At 60.3% G+C, this 14,054-nt stretch carries 12 protein-coding genes; 11 read left to right on the forward strand and 1 reads right to left on the reverse strand.

The window, feature by feature from the left end; all coding sequences use genetic code 11:
* The first annotated feature begins 262 nt into the window (after positions 1-262).
* Both AABM55_RS10800 and AABM55_RS10805 read left to right on the forward strand, forming a co-directional pair.
* Complete coding sequence (locus tag AABM55_RS10800) at positions 263-1,273, forward strand: aspartate-semialdehyde dehydrogenase (protein WP_054596623.1); 1,011 nt, start codon at positions 263-265, stop codon at positions 1,271-1,273.
* A 206-nt stretch (positions 1,274-1,479) separates the two neighbouring features.
* Complete coding sequence (locus AABM55_RS10805) at positions 1,480-4,107, forward strand: FimV/HubP family polar landmark protein (RefSeq protein ID WP_347929536.1); 2,628 nt, start codon at positions 1,480-1,482, stop codon at positions 4,105-4,107.
* 226 nt (positions 4,108-4,333) lie between these two features.
* On the opposite strand, the gene AABM55_RS10810 is transcribed toward AABM55_RS10805, so the two are convergent.
* A complete protein-coding gene (locus AABM55_RS10810) occupies positions 4,334-4,993 on the reverse strand; it encodes a M24 family metallopeptidase (RefSeq protein WP_347929537.1) in 660 nt (219 codons plus the stop codon).
* A gap of 183 nt (positions 4,994-5,176) precedes the next feature.
* On the opposite strand from AABM55_RS10810, the gene truA reads away from it, so the two are divergent.
* The 9 genes from truA (at position 5,177) to AABM55_RS10855 (ending at position 14,050) form a co-directional block, all read left to right on the forward strand.
* Entirely contained in the window at positions 5,177-6,031 is an 855-nt protein-coding gene (gene truA, locus AABM55_RS10815) for a tRNA pseudouridine(38-40) synthase TruA (protein ID WP_347929538.1), read from the forward strand.
* A gap of 63 nt (positions 6,032-6,094) precedes the next feature.
* Complete coding sequence (locus AABM55_RS10820) at positions 6,095-6,718, forward strand: phosphoribosylanthranilate isomerase (protein WP_054596627.1); 624 nt, start codon at positions 6,095-6,097, stop codon at positions 6,716-6,718.
* Between the two features lie 219 nt (positions 6,719-6,937).
* Positions 6,938-7,858, forward strand: coding sequence for an acetyl-CoA carboxylase, carboxyltransferase subunit beta (gene accD / locus AABM55_RS10825; RefSeq protein WP_054596628.1), 921 nt, complete (start codon positions 6,938-6,940; stop codon positions 7,856-7,858).
* Positions 7,855-9,162 carry a bifunctional tetrahydrofolate synthase/dihydrofolate synthase gene (gene folC, locus AABM55_RS10830; protein WP_347929539.1) on the forward strand — a complete coding sequence of 436 codons (1,308 nt, stop codon included), beginning with the start codon at positions 7,855-7,857 and terminating at the stop codon, positions 9,160-9,162. The genes accD and folC overlap by 4 nt, the downstream gene beginning before the upstream one ends.
* Positions 9,146-9,793: an SPOR domain-containing protein gene (locus AABM55_RS10835; protein ID WP_347929540.1), complete on the forward strand. Its 648-nt coding sequence runs from the start codon at positions 9,146-9,148 to the stop codon at positions 9,791-9,793. Before folC ends, AABM55_RS10835 begins: the two co-directional genes overlap by 17 nt.
* Positions 9,794-9,891: 98 nt before the next feature.
* Positions 9,892-10,452 (forward strand): CvpA family protein, encoded by a 561-nt coding sequence (locus tag AABM55_RS10840; RefSeq protein WP_347929541.1) that lies wholly within the window; start codon positions 9,892-9,894, stop codon positions 10,450-10,452.
* A gap of 41 nt (positions 10,453-10,493) precedes the next feature.
* Positions 10,494-11,999 (forward strand): amidophosphoribosyltransferase, encoded by a 1,506-nt coding sequence (gene purF, locus AABM55_RS10845; protein ID WP_054596632.1) that lies wholly within the window; start codon positions 10,494-10,496, stop codon positions 11,997-11,999.
* A gap of 66 nt (positions 12,000-12,065) precedes the next feature.
* The gene (locus AABM55_RS10850; RefSeq protein WP_347929542.1) at positions 12,066-13,277 is read left to right on the forward strand and encodes an O-succinylhomoserine sulfhydrylase; all 1,212 of its coding nucleotides are present in this window, start codon (positions 12,066-12,068) and stop codon (positions 13,275-13,277) included.
* Positions 13,274-14,050, forward strand: coding sequence for an SDR family oxidoreductase (locus AABM55_RS10855; protein WP_347929543.1), 777 nt, complete (start codon positions 13,274-13,276; stop codon positions 14,048-14,050). Before AABM55_RS10850 ends, AABM55_RS10855 begins: the two co-directional genes overlap by 4 nt.
* Positions 14,051-14,054 lie beyond the last annotated feature (4 nt).

A 14,054-nucleotide genomic window follows, 5' to 3' on the forward strand; every position in this document is an offset into this window, starting at 1 on the left:
AGCCCGCGCCTTGAAAGAGGCGCGGGCTTTTTATTTTGGGGCCGATCAGTTCCCGTAGCAGCTGCCGAAGGCTGCGTTCGGCTGCGCAGCAGTCGTAAAATCTGAGTGCGCAGTTCTCCAGAATGATCGGCGCGATCGCATAGGCGAGGACTTTGTCCTCGAACGCAGGCTTCGCCAGCTGCTACAGGTATCGCCTATCAATTGCCTGCATTCAATGCGCCCGGTAAAGTGCCGCTCCCCCCGTTTCGCCTGAGGTAGATCCATGAGCCAGTCCTTTGATATTGCCGTCGTCGGCGCCACCGGTACTGTCGGCGAAACACTCGTCCAGATCCTTGAAGAGCGCGACTTCCCGGTTGCCAACCTGCACCTGCTGGCCAGCAGTGAATCAGCAGGGCATTCGGTGCCGTTTCGCGGCAAGAACGTACGGGTGCGGGAAGTCGACGAATTTGATTTCAGCAAGGTCCAGCTGGTGTTCTTCGCCGCCGGTCCTGCGGTCACCCTGAGTTTTGCGCCGCGTGCCACGGCCGCCGGTTGCGCGCTGATCGATTTGTCCGGCGCCTTGCCGGCGGAACAGGCGCCGCAGGTGGTGCCGGAAGCTAACAGCCAAGTGCTGGCCGGTTTGAAAAAGCCGTTTCAGGTAAGCAGTCCAAGTGCATCGGCCACCACCCTGGCCGTGGTGCTGGCGCCATTGCGCGAATTGCTCGACCTGCAGCGAGTGACCGTCACTGCCAGCCTGGCCGTTTCCGCTCAGGGGCGCGAAGCAGTCAGCGAGCTGGCACGGCAGACAGCAGAGCTGCTGAATGTTCGCCCGCTGGAGCCGCGTTTCTTTGATCGGCAAATGGCCTTCAACCTGCTGGCACAAGTCGGCACGCCGGATGCTCAGGGCCATACGCTGCTGGAAAAACGCCTGGTTCGAGAGCTGCGCGAGGTCATGGCGCAGCCTTTATTAAAGATTTCTGTCACTTGCATTCAAGCCCCGGTGTTTTTCGGCGATAGCTTTAGCGTGACCTTGCAGTCAGCCAAGGCTGTCGACCTGGCGGCGGTGAATGCTGCGCTTGAGGCGGCGCCGGGTGTCGAGCTGGTCGAGGCGGGCGATTACCCGACGCCGGTGGGCGATGCGGTAGGGCAGGACGTGGTCTACGTCGGTCGGGTTCGCAGCGGTATCGACGATCCGGCGGAACTTAACGTGTGGCTGACGTCAGATAACGTACGCAAAGGCGCTGCACTCAATGCGGTGCAGGTGGCTGAGTTGTTGATAAAAGACCTTGTGTAAAAGATACTTGGCAACAATTTGCAAATAGATTCTAGTCGTACAGGCCGCAAGGCCTGAATGCTGGAGGCGAGCCGCCATCAGGGGCTTCCAAGGGCATCAGTGAAATAAGCGCGCGCAGAGACTCTTCGAGGCTGCGCGCAATGCCTTACGGCAGCGGTATCAACACCTTCTCGCTTGCCGAGGAAAGTTCAACAAAGGATGAGGCTATGGTTCAAGTTCGCAAACTGGTGTTAGCAATAGCGGCCGCCTCGGCGCTGTCCTCCGGTATGGCGCATGCCCTCGGGCTTGGGGAATTGACCCTGAAGTCGACCCTGAACCAGCCCCTGGTGGCAGAAATCGAGTTGCTCGACGTCAAGGACCTCACCGCTGCCGAAGTGGTGCCGAGCCTGGCGTCGGCCGATGATTTTGCCAAGGCCGGGGTTGATCGTCAGGCGTTCCTCAACGACCTGACATTCACGCCAGTGCTCAATGCCAGCGGTAAAAGCATCCTGCGGGTGACTTCAAGTCAGCCACTCTCCGAGCCGATGGTGAAATTCCTGGTTCAGGTGATGTGGCCAAGCGGCCGACTGCTGCGCGACTACAGCGTACTGCTCGATCCGTCCAAATTCTCGCCGCAGACGGCTGACGCTGCTGCGCAATCCGCACCGGCTCAAGCGCCGGCGATCAACGCGCCAGTGACTGGCGCGAGCAAGCCTAAGCAGCACGTCACGACGCCGCGCGACACCTTGTGGGAAATCGCCGCGAAAGCACGCAATGGCGGCTCGATCCAGCAAACCATGCTGGCGATTCAGGCGCTGAACCCGAACGCCTTTATCGATGGCAACATCAATCGACTGAAAACCGGTCAGGTCTTGCGCCTGCCGGACGCCACACAAAGCACCAGCTTGCCGCAGCCTAAAGCCATTGCCGAAGTCGCCGCGCAGAACACGGCCTGGCGTCAGGGGCGTCGCTCGGTTCACCGGGCGCAGGCGCAACAGCTTGATGCAACCAAGCGTGGGCATGATGTGGTCTCGCCGCAAGGCACTGTCAAGGACAAGTTGAGCCTGGTCTCGGCCGAATCCGGCAAGAAAGGTGGTAAAGGTGCCGCGGGCGATAGCAAGGCCATCAGCAATAAGCTGGCGGTAGCCCAGGAAGGCCTCGATACGACTCGTCGTGACAATGCCGAGCTGAAAAGCCGCATAACTGACTTGCAGAGTCAGATGGACAAACTCCAGCGCTTGATCGAGCTGAAAAATAATCAATTGGCCAAGATGCAGGCAGAAGGCGCGGGGGAAAACTCTGCTGCTCAACCTTCGGCGCCGATCTCGGCTGATCTGGTTGCCCAGCCAGCGGCGGCGCCTGCACCCGCGGTAGTCCCAGAGGCAACGCCGGCCGCAGTGCCTGCCGAAGCGCCGATTCAGGCAACCCCGGCAGCGAGCGACGAGCAAAAGTACAACGAACTGCTGACCAATCCGATACTCCTGGGTCTGGTGGGTGGCGGTGCGGTGGTGGTGCTGTTGCTGCTGTTGTTGCTGGCGCGTCGGCGCAAGGCTCAACAGGAAGCCGAGAAGCACAAGCGCATGGCGAAGGCACTGGCTGAAGAGTCGGACTTGACGCAAGACTTCGATCTGCCGGAAAGCAGCTTCGAAGGCCTCGAAGTGCCGCCGCCAGTCGTCAAGCTTGCAACGCCTCCAGCTCCAGCTCCAGCTCCAGTCGTGGCGCCGGTGGTAGTGACGCCGCCGATTGCTGCACCATTGGTCGCGCCGGCGGCCGAGCGTTCGGACGATGTCCTGGCGCAAGCCCAGTCGCACATCAATGCCGGGCGTTTGAATCAGGCTGCCAGCCTGCTTGAAGAGGGTGTCAAGCAAGAGCCGCAACGCAGCGACCTGCGCTTGAAGCTGATGGAAGTCTACGGCCAGCAGGGCGATCGCAGTGCGTTCGTGGCGCAAGAGCGTCAGCTGGTTGCCAATGGCAAAAATCATGCTGACGTTGAACAGCTGAAAAGCCGCTTTCCGGCGATGGTTGCCGTGGCAGCTGTTGGCGGCATCGCCGCCGCAGCGGTTGCCGCCGAGCTGGATGCGCAGTACGTCAAGGACCTGCTGCATGAGGAGCCCAAGGCGCCGGAGCCTGAAGCTGCACCGGCCGATGATGACTTCGACAGCGCCTTCGATCTGAGTCTGGACGATCTGGAGGCCGCATCGCCAACGGTCGTTACGCCAGAGACGCCGGAGCCGGCGCTGGATCTGGACGCTTTTCCGCTCGATGACGATCTGAGCTTCGAATCTGTTCTGCAACAGCAGACCGAAGCCAAGGACAGCCTGGATGACCTGTCGGATTTCGACCTTGATCTGGGTGGCGACGTGCCGGATGCAACGCTGGCCGATGACGAGTTCCTGCTCAACCTCGACGACGATCTGAAAGACCTGCCAGTAGTCGAGTCGCCGGCAGTCACAGAAGCGGCGCTTGATGATCTGGAGTTGCCGGCCGATTTCGATCTGTCCCTGGCAGATGAAATCGATGCTCACGCCAAGCCTGAGCCGGACGACTTCATGTCCGAACTGGACGACGTCAATGCCGAGCTGGATCGTTTGTCCGGTAGCCTGGAGCATCCGCCTATCGCTGCGCCAAGCTTCACCGCTGAAGATGCGGCGGCGGGGATGGAGATGGAGATGGGTGAGCCCGATTTCGATTTCCTCTCGGGCACTGACGAAGTTGCGACCAAGCTGGACCTGGCGCAGGCTTACATCGACATGGGTGACAACGATGGCGCGCGGGACATCCTCGGTGAGGTGCTCAGCGAGGGTAATGACGGTCAGAAGAGCGAAGCCAAGGACATGTTGGCGCGTATGGCCTGATGACCGGTAACGCATAATGAAAACGGCAGCCCATCGAGGCTGCCGTTTTTGTTTCGGGGGTTTAGGGATTGGTCACATAACCCGTGGCGAGGGAGCTTGCTCCCGCCGGGTTGCGAAGCGACCCCGAAATCTGCAATCGCATTCTTTCAGGTACTCCTCGCCAGAAGGCTTTACGACTGCTTCGCAATCGAGCGGGAGCAAGCTCCCTCGCCACAAGTGCATCACCTTAAGCCAGCAAGTCTTCGTAAAACGCACCGAATGGTCGGGTGGAGTGGGCCAGCTGGATTTCGAGGATCCACAGTCCCACATTCGGGCAGGCGTCGAAATTGCCCAGATCCCCTGCGCGATAGATTGCGTGGGGGAAATCGCTGACCCTGTGACCCTTGATGTCCAGGTTCAACACCCAGCCCATTTCGCGCGCCTGTTCTTCTGCGTAGCGATACAGTTCGGGGCCGGCGACCTGATGGGTTCGCCAATAGTCGTGGACCTGATCGAACAGGGTTTTTGCGGCCGCTGCACAGGCCTGCATTTCAGGGTCGTTGCCGGTGGTGAACGTGGCGCCGCAGTCGCCTTCGTGGCGATCCCACACGACACCGAGATCAATGAAGAAAATATCGTTTTCGCCCAGCACCGGATCGCCGCTGGAAGGCTGCTTGAAGGTTTTCAGGGTGTTCTCGCCGAAGCGGATCTTGGTCGGGTGCCAGATGCGGTCCATGCCCAGCTCGGTCAGTACTTCAAGCCCCATCTGCAGGGCTTCGGACTCGAGCATGCCGGGCTTTATCCGGCGAGCCATTTCTTCGATGGCCTCCCAGGTCTTGCGTTTGGCGTGGAGCATTCCCTCCAGGCTGTAGGCCAATCCAACGGCTTCCTTTTGCATGGCGCTCATGTGTCGGGTCTCGTCAGGTTTATGGTTTTCGTTATGTGGTTATCTATATAGCGAAACTGCGGGCGGCGCATGCAAATGTCAAATCGCTTATTGGGGCCCGAACAAAAAACACCATGAACATGGCGTCCCGGCCCTGCGGCCTTATAATGCACGCCTTTGCGTAGATCAGCAGGCTGTCATTCCTTGGCAAATATAGATAACCCGGCCGCCGAAATGGCGGCCGACGGCTTTTTCCGGATCGCGTTGGGCGTTGAATACAAAGGCTCGCGCTATCGCGGCTGGCAGCGTCAGGCGTCCGGTGTGGCCACCGTGCAGGAAATCCTCGAAACGGCGCTGTCGAAGGTCGCGGACTCGCCGGTGTCCTTGCACTGCGCGGGTCGCACCGACGCCGGCGTGCATGCCTGTGGCCAGGTGGTGCATTTCGATACCCAGGTCGACCGCTCGTTGAAGGCCTGGGTCATGGGCGCCAACATCAACTTGCCCCATGACATCAGTGTCAGTTGGGCCAAGGTCATGCCCGCGCACTTTCATGCGCGTTTCAAGGCGATTGCCCGGCGTTATCGGTATGTGATCTACAACGATCAGATCCGTCCGGCGCACCTCAACGAAGAGGTCACCTGGAATCACCGGCCGCTGGATGTCCAGCGCATGGCCGAGGCGGCGCAACATCTGATCGGTACCCACGACTTCAGCGCTTTCCGCGCCGGACAGTGCCAGGCCAAGTCGCCGATCAAGGAAATCCATCACCTGCGCGTCACCCGGCACGGCAAGATGATCGTGCTGGATATCCGCGCCAGTGCGTTCCTGCATCACATGGTGCGCAATATCGCCGGCGTGCTGATGACCATCGGTGCCGGTGAGCGTCCGGTGGAGTGGGCCAAAGAAGTGCTGGAAAGCCGGGTCCGCCGTACCGGTGGCGTCACGGCCCATCCATTCGGGCTGTACCTGGTGCAGGTCGAGTACCGCGACGAGTTCGAGTTGCCCGAGCGTTACATCGGTCCGCACTTCCTGACCGGCTTCTCGGAACTTGACGGCTGACGCCCTCGAATGCATTTGCTACCATCCGGGACTTTCCCGGATTTGCCCTGAGGTTCAAACGACATGTCAGCCGTTCGCAGCAAAATTTGTGGGATTACCCGCATTGAAGATGCGTTGGCAGCGGTTGAAGCCGGGGCGGACGCAATCGGTTTGGTGTTCTATGCCAAAAGCCCGCGAGCGGTAACGGTGCAGCAGGCCCGCGCGATCATCGCCGCGTTGCCGCCATTCGTGACCACGGTGGGCTTGTTCGTCAACGCCAGCCGCTGCGAACTCGGTGAGATTCTCGACGCGGTGCCGCTGGACCTGTTGCAGTTCCACGGCGACGAAACCCCGGCCGATTGCGAGGGTTACCATCGACCGTACATCAAGGCATTGCGGGTCAAGGCGGGCGACGACATCGCTGCCAGTTGCGATCTTTACGCTAAAGCCAGCGGCATTTTGCTCGATACCTATGTCGAAGGTGTTCCCGGTGGAACCGGCGAGGCCTTTGACTGGTCATTGATACCGCAAGGTTTGAGCAAGCCGATCATCCTTGCAGGCGGGCTGTCGGCGGCTAATGTCGCCGAGGCCATTGCCCGGGTTCACCCGTACGCGGTGGACGTCAGCGGTGGGGTAGAGCAGAGCAAGGGCATCAAGGATCACGCGAAGATTCGCGCGTTTATACAGGCAGTGCGCACTAGCGTGTAGTCGATGTGACGGCTGGCAGTCTGCCGCCGTCCATTGCACTGTTACGAAACAGGTGTACTGCATAAGGCAGGCATGGCTGAGGGTTGTTGGGTTGTACGAAGGTCAGTCTTGCTGACCCGGCTGTCCACCGATCATCGCCGCACACATGAATTTAGCTCAAGGGCATACGCGGGGCTGCGAACCAGAGCGTTCGAGCCGCCGGTACTGGAGAAAGAAAGCATGAGCAACTGGTTAGTAGACAAACTGATCCCTTCGATCATGCGTTCCGAGGTGAAGAAAAGCTCGGTGCCTGAAGGCCTGTGGCACAAGTGCCCGTCCTGCGAGGCGGTGTTGTATCGTCCAGAGCTGGAAAAGACCCTGGATGTTTGCCCCAAGTGCAACCACCACATGCGCATCGGCGCACGTGCACGGATCGACATCTTCCTTGACGCCGAAGGCCGTGCCGAACTGGGCGCTGACCTGGAGCCGGTTGACCGTCTGAAGTTCCGCGACGGCAAGAAGTACAAGGATCGCCTGACCGCTGCGCAGAAGCAGACCGGCGAAAAAGACGCACTGATCTCCATGAGCGGTACCCTGCTGGGCATGCCGGTTGTGGTGTCGGCGTTCGAATTCTCCTTCATGGGCGGTTCGATGGGCGCGATCGTTGGCGAGCGCTTCGTGCGTGCGGCCAACTACGCGCTGGAAAATCGTTGCCCGATGATCTGCTTCGCCGCTTCCGGCGGTGCGCGGATGCAGGAAGCGCTGATCTCGCTGATGCAAATGGCCAAGACCTCCGCGGTACTGGCGCGTCTGCGCGAAGAAGGCATTCCATTCATCTCCGTGCTGACCGACCCGGTCTACGGCGGTGTTTCCGCCAGTCTGGCGATGCTCGGCGACGTGATTGTCGGTGAGCCAAAAGCCCTGATCGGCTTCGCCGGTCCGCGCGTTATCGAGCAGACCGTGCGTGAAAAACTGCCGGAAGGCTTCCAGCGCAGCGAATTCCTGCTGGAGCACGGCGCGATCGACATGATCATTGCGCGTCAGGAGTTGCGTCCGCGTCTGGGTAACCTGCTGGCACAACTGATGGGTCTGCCGACGCCTGAGTTCGTGGCTGCGCCCGTCGAGCCAATCGTGGTTCCGCCGGTGCCTGCAAACCTATGACCGAACGTACCCTTGGCGACTGGCTCGCCTACCTTGAGCAGTTGCATCCGTCAGCCATCGATATGGGGCTTGCGCGCTCGCAAGAGGTAGCCTCCCGGATGGGATTGGGCAAGCCAGCGCCTCGGGTGATCACGGTCACCGGCACCAACGGCAAAGGGTCTACCTGTGCGTTCGTGGCATCATTGCTGCGGGCGCAGGGACTCACGGTCGGTGTCTACAATTCTCCGCACCTGCTGCGTTACAACGAGCGGGTGCAGATCAATGGCGTCGAAGCCACTGATGCGCAGTTGTGCGAAGCCTTTGCGGCAGTCGACGCCGGGCGCGGTGAAATTTCCCTGACCTACTTTGAAGTGGGCACTCTGGCGGCGTTCTGGTTGTTTCAGCGTGCAGGTCTGGATGCGGTGGTGCTGGAAGTCGGCCTCGGCGGACGCCTGGATACCGTCAATCTGGTGGATGCCGATGTCGCACTGGTCACCAGTATTGGCGTCGATCACGCAGATTACCTCGGCAATACCCGCGAATCCGTGGCCTTCGAAAAGGCCGGCATTTTCCGTCAGGGCGCGCCTGCGCTCTGTGGTGACCTCAATCCGCCTCAACCCCTGCTGGATAAAGTGCGCGAGCTCAATTGCCCGTTCTTCTTGCGGGGGCGTGATTTCGATTTGGGCGTTACCGAGCAGAACTGGCAGTGGCGGGGCGTCGATCCCCAAGGGCGTGCGATAGAGCTGCACGACTTGCCGCTGCTCGATCTGCCGATGGAGAACGCCGCGCTGGCGTTGCAGGCTTATGCGCTGCTGGGTTTGCCATGGCAGGCCGAGCAAATTCTCGCTGCGTTGAAAGCAACGAAAGTGGTCGGGCGTCTGGATCGCCGCCAGTTCAACTGGCACGGCAAGCGCCTGAACCTGATGCTGGATGTGGGTCATAACCCGCATGCGGCCGAGTATCTGGCCCAGCGTTTGGTTCGCCGGCCAATAGCGGGTCGACGGTTGGCAGTATTTGGTTTGTTGGCTGACAAGGATCTCGATGGAGTTGTCGGCGAATTGAGTGGTAGTGTCCAGCATTGGGCTGTCGCCCCGCTCGATTCTGCGCGCGCACGTCCGGTTGCGGATTTGCAGGTTGCGTTGCAGAACCTTGGGGCGTCGGTAACATCCTATGCAAGTGTCGCCGATGCCCTGGAAGGGCAGTGCGCGCTGGCAACGGCGGAAGATGAAATTCTGCTGTTCGGATCATTTTATTGTGTTGCCGAGGCCCTCGAATGGTTGGCTCGGCGCTCCACGGAGGAAGCTGCACATGGCTTTGCTGGATAACGCGTACAAGCAGCGGATGGTTGGGGCTCTGGTTCTGGTGGCATTGGCGGTGATTTTCTTGCCAATGCTGTTTTCCCGGGAAGATGAGCAGCGTCAGGTGGTGGTTCATGCCCCGGCTGCACCTCAAGCCCCGGCAATGCCGCAGGTGCAGATCGAGCCCGTGGTGGTGCCGGAGCCGCAAGCGTTGCCGCAGGAGCCGGTTCCAAGTGATGAAGAGATTACTGCCGAACAAGCACCGCCCAAGCCGGTTGCCCCCATCGCACCAGCCCCGGTTGTCGCTAAACCGGTAACGCCACCGCCTGCGCCCAAACCGGTAGCAGCGCCGGCGCAACCGATCGCCGCGGCGCCGAGCAAGCCTGACACCAGCCAGAGTCGCGTCGATGCCAATGGCCTGTCGGTCAGTTGGTCGGTGCAGTTGGCCAGCCTGTCGAGCCGTGAAAGCGCCGAAAGCTTGCAGAAAACCCTGCGTAGCCAGGGTTACAATGCCTACATCCGTACCGCCGATGGCAAGAACCGGGTGTTTGTCGGTCCGTTGATCGAGCGTGCAGAGGCTGATCGCCTGCGTGACCTGCTGGGTCGGCAGCAGAACCTCAAGGGCTTTGTCGTTCGCTTTCAGCCTGAACGCGGCTAACGCTAACTGACTGATTTCAAATGCACTTGCAATCGCAGCTTACCGACAGCCATGGGCTCTGCTAAAATGCGCCGCCTTATCCGTCTGTAGGCTGCACTGTGCCATTTACCTGGGTTGACTGGGCGATCGTCGCGATCGTCGCCATCTCCGCTTTGATTAGTCTGAGCCGCGGCTTCGTCAAGGAAGCCTTGTCGCTGCTGACCTGGATCATCGCAGGAGCTGTTGCCTGGATGTTCGGTGGCTCACTGTCCGAGTACCTCGCCGGATACATCGAAACACCGTCGGCTCGCGTGATCGCGGGCTGTGCCATCATTTTTGTCGCCACCTTAATAGTGGGCGCAATGATCAATTACCTTATCAGCGAACTGGTTCGCGTCACCGGCCTGTCCGGGACCGACCGTTTTCTTGGCATGGCCTTCGGCGCGGCGCGTGGCGCGATGCTGGTGGTCACCGCCGTCGGGCTCTTGAGTCTGGGCCCGGTACAGCAGGATAAGTGGTGGCAGGAGTCAAGGCTCGTGCCACAATTTCTATTGGTTGCAGACTGGTCCAAAAACCTCATATTAGGGTGGAGCAGTCAGTGGCTGGCCAGCGGTATCAGCGTACCCGCTGACATACCGTTCAAGGAGCATCTCTTGCCGACGGCCAAAACGCCGCAGTGAGATGTGTTCAGTTCAGTTTCATTAAGTAGGGGTTGCGTCGCATGTGTGGCATCGTCGGTATCGTCGGTAAGTCGAACGTCAATCAGGCGCTGTATGACGCGCTAACCGTCCTCCAGCACCGCGGCCAGGACGCTGCCGGTATCGTGACCAGCCATGATGGCCGGTTATTCCTGCGCAAGGACAACGGTCTGGTTCGTGACGTGTTTCATCAGCGTCACATGCAGCGCCTGGTCGGTCACATGGGTATTGGCCATGTGCGTTATCCGACTGCGGGCAGCTCGACTTCGGCCGAAGCTCAACCGTTTTACGTCAACTCGCCGTATGGCATCACCCTGGCGCACAACGGTAACCTGACCAATGTTGAACAGCTGGCCAAGGAGATTTACGAATCTGACCTGCGCCACGTCAACACCAACTCCGATTCGGAAGTGCTGCTCAACGTGTTCGCTCACGAGCTGGCCCAGCGCGGCAAGTTGCAGCCAACCGAAGAAGACGTGTTTGCGGCCGTCACCGACGTGCACAACCGTTGCGTGGGTGGTTACGCAGTCGTTGCGATGGTGACCGGTTACGGCATCGTCGGTTTCCGTGATCCGCACGGCATCCGCCCGATCGTCTTCGGCCAGCGTCATACCGACGAAGGCGTCGAATACATGATCGCCTCTGAAAGCGTTTCCCTGGACGTGCTCGGTTTCACCCTGATTCGCGACCTCGCGCCGGGCGAAGCGGTCTACATCACTGAAGACGGCAAGCTGCACACCCGTCAGTGCGCGACCAACCCATCGCTGACTCCATGCATTTTCGAACACGTCTACCTGGCGCGTCCGGATTCGATCATCGATGGCGTTTCGGTTTACAAGGCTCGCCTGCGCATGGGTGAGAAACTCGCCGAGAAGATCCTGCGCGAGCGTCCGGAGCATGACATCGACGTGGTCATCCCGATTCCGGATACCAGCCGCACCGCGGCGCTGGAGCTGGCGAACCATCTGGGCGTGAAGTTCCGCGAAGGCTTCGTGAAGAACCGCTACATCGGCCGGACCTTCATCATGCCGGGCCAGGCCGCACGGAAAAAATCCGTACGCCAGAAGCTCAACGCCATCGAGCTGGAATTCCGCGGCAAGAACGTGATGCTGGTGGACGACTCGATCGTTCGCGGCACCACCTGCAAGCAGATCATCCAGATGGCTCGCGAAGCCGGCGCCAAAAACGTCTACTTCTGCTCGGCAGCGCCAGCCGTGCGTTACCCGAACGTGTATGGCATCGACATGCCAAGCGCCCACGAGTTGATCGCTCACAATCGTACGACTCAAGACGTGGCTGATCTGATCGGCGCTGATTGGCTCATCTATCAGGACCTGCCTGACTTGATCGAAGCGGTCGGTGGCGGCAAGATCAAGATCGAGAACTTCGATTGTGCGGTGTTCGACGGCAAGTACGTCACCGGTGACGTCGACGAGGCTTACCTGAACAAGATCGAGCAGGCACGTAACGATGCCTCCAAGGTCAAGACGCAGGCAGTCAGTGCGATCATCGATCTGTACAACAACTGAGTTTCTACCGGCCCTGAGGGGCCGGTTTTGTATCTATCAATAAAGAACAAGGCAAGGAGTGACAGCATGAGTCAGGAGTGGGATGCCGGTCGGCTGGACAGCGACCTCGATGGCGTAGCGTTCGATACCCTGGCCGTACGCGCCGGTCAGCACCGTACGCCGGAAGGCGAACACGGTGATCCGATGTTCTTCACTTCGAGCTACGTGTTCCGTACCGCTGCCGATGCGGCGGCACGCTTCGCTGGCGAGGTGCCGGGCAACGTTTACTCGCGCTACACCAACCCGACCGTTCGCTCGTTCGAAGAGCGGATTGCCGCTCTCGAGGGTGCCGAGCAGGCAGTCGCAACGGCTACTGGTATGGCTGCGATCCTTGCGGTGGTGATGAGCCTGTGCAGTGCTGGCGATCATGTGCTGGTCTCGCGCAGCGTGTTCGGCTCGACCATCAGCCTGTTTGAAAAGTACTTCAAGCGTTTTGGCATCGAAGTCGATTATGTGCCTCTGGCTGAGCTGTCCGGCTGGGACGCGGCAATCAAGGCCAACACCAAATTGCTGTTCGTCGAATCGCCGTCCAATCCTTTGGCCGAGTTGGTGGACATTGCTGCGTTGTCGAAAATCGCTCACGCCAAGGGCGCGATGCTGGTGGTCGACAACTGCTTCTGCACGCCAGCCTTGCAGCAGCCGCTGAAGCTCGGTGCGGACGTGGTCGTGCATTCGGCTACCAAGTTCATCGACGGCCAGGGTCGTTGCATGGGCGGTGTGGTGGCCGGTCGTAGCGAGCAGATGAAAGAGATCGTCGGCTTCCTGCGCACCGCCGGGCCGACCTTGAGCCCGTTCAACGCCTGGATCTTCCTCAAGGGTCTGGAAACGTTGAACCTGCGCATGAAGGCGCACTGCGCCAATGCCCAGCAACTGGCCGAGTGGCTGGAGCAGCAGGACGGCATCGAGAAAGTCCACTATGCCGGCCTCAAGAGCCATCCGCAGCATGAGTTGGCTCAGCGCCAGCAGAAGGGTTTTGGCGCCGTGGTAAGTTTCGAGGTCAAGGGTGGCAAAGACGGCGCCTGGCGTTTTATCGATGCCACGCGTTTGATTTCAATCACCGCCAACCTCGGTGACAGCAAGACCACCATTACCCATCCGAGCACCACCTCTCACGGTCGCCTGGCGCCGCAAGAGCGTGAGGCGGCGGGGATTCGCGACAGCTTGATCCGCATTGCGGTCGGCCTCGAAGACGTGGCTGACCTGCAAGCGGATCTGGCGCGCGGGCTGGCTGCCTTGTGATCGAGTTGTCCGCGCCTGCAAGCAGCGCTAATGGCCGGGTTGCACTGGTTACCGGTGCTGCGCGCGGCATCGGTCTGGGGATTGCCGCCTGGCTGGTCAGCGAAGGCTGGCAGGTGGTGCTGACCGATCTGGACCGTGCGCGCGGCTCGAAGGTTGCCAAGGTGCTGGGCGACAACGCCTGCTTCATTGGCATGGACGTGGCCGATGAACAGCAGGTGGCTCAGGGCGTCGCCGAGGTGCTTGGGCAGTTCGGTCGCATCGACGCGCTGGTGTGCAATGCGGCCGTCGCCGATCCGCACAACATCACGCTGGAAAGCCTCGATCTGGCGTACTGGAATCGGGTGTTGGCGGTGAACCTCAGTGGGCCAATGTTGCTGGCCAAGCACTGTGCGCCTTACTTGCGCGCTCACAGTGGCGCCATCGTCAATCTGGCCTCGACCCGAGCGGCACAGTCAGAGCCGGATACCGAGGCTTACGCGGCGAGCAAGGGCGGTTTGCTGGCATTGACTCACGCCTTGGCCATCAGCCTGGGGCCAGAGATTCGGGTCAATGCAGTCAGTCCCGGCTGGATTGATACGCGTGATCCAGCGACGCGGCGTGCCGAACCGCTGAGTGATGCAGATCATGCTCAGCATCCGGCGGGCAGGGTAGGGACCGTCGAGGATGTGGCGGCGATGGTGGCCTGGCTACTGTCGAAGAATGCAGGGTTTGTCACGGGCCAGGAGTTTGTGGTCGACGGTGGCATGACCAAGAAAATGATTTATGGCGATTAACCGA

It is taken from the genome of Pseudomonas helvetica (assembly GCF_039908645.1).
GTDB lineage: Bacteria > Pseudomonadota > Gammaproteobacteria > Pseudomonadales > Pseudomonadaceae > Aquipseudomonas > Aquipseudomonas helvetica.

Bases quoted from the DNA above. Each gene is read 5' to 3' on its own strand.
- AABM55_RS10800 (WP_054596623.1), top strand. From the start codon at position 263: ATGAGCCAGTCCTTTGATATTGCCGTCGTCGGCGCCACCGGTACTGTC.
- AABM55_RS10820 (WP_054596627.1), top strand. From the start codon at position 6,095: ATGTCAGCCGTTCGCAGCAAAATTTGTGGGATTACCCGCATTGAAGAT.
- accD (WP_054596628.1), top strand. From the start codon at position 6,938: ATGAGCAACTGGTTAGTAGACAAACTGATCCCTTCGATCATGCGTTCC.
- AABM55_RS10805 (WP_347929536.1), top strand. From the start codon at position 1,480: ATGGTTCAAGTTCGCAAACTGGTGTTAGCAATAGCGGCCGCCTCGGCG.
- AABM55_RS10810 (WP_347929537.1), bottom strand. From the start codon at position 4,993: ATGAGCGCCATGCAAAAGGAAGCCGTTGGATTGGCCTACAGCCTGGAG.
- AABM55_RS10835 (WP_347929540.1), top strand. From the start codon at position 9,146: ATGGCTTTGCTGGATAACGCGTACAAGCAGCGGATGGTTGGGGCTCTG.
- folC (WP_347929539.1), top strand. From the start codon at position 7,855: ATGACCGAACGTACCCTTGGCGACTGGCTCGCCTACCTTGAGCAGTTG.
- AABM55_RS10850 (WP_347929542.1), top strand. From the start codon at position 12,066: ATGAGTCAGGAGTGGGATGCCGGTCGGCTGGACAGCGACCTCGATGGC.
- purF (WP_054596632.1), top strand. From the start codon at position 10,494: ATGTGTGGCATCGTCGGTATCGTCGGTAAGTCGAACGTCAATCAGGCG.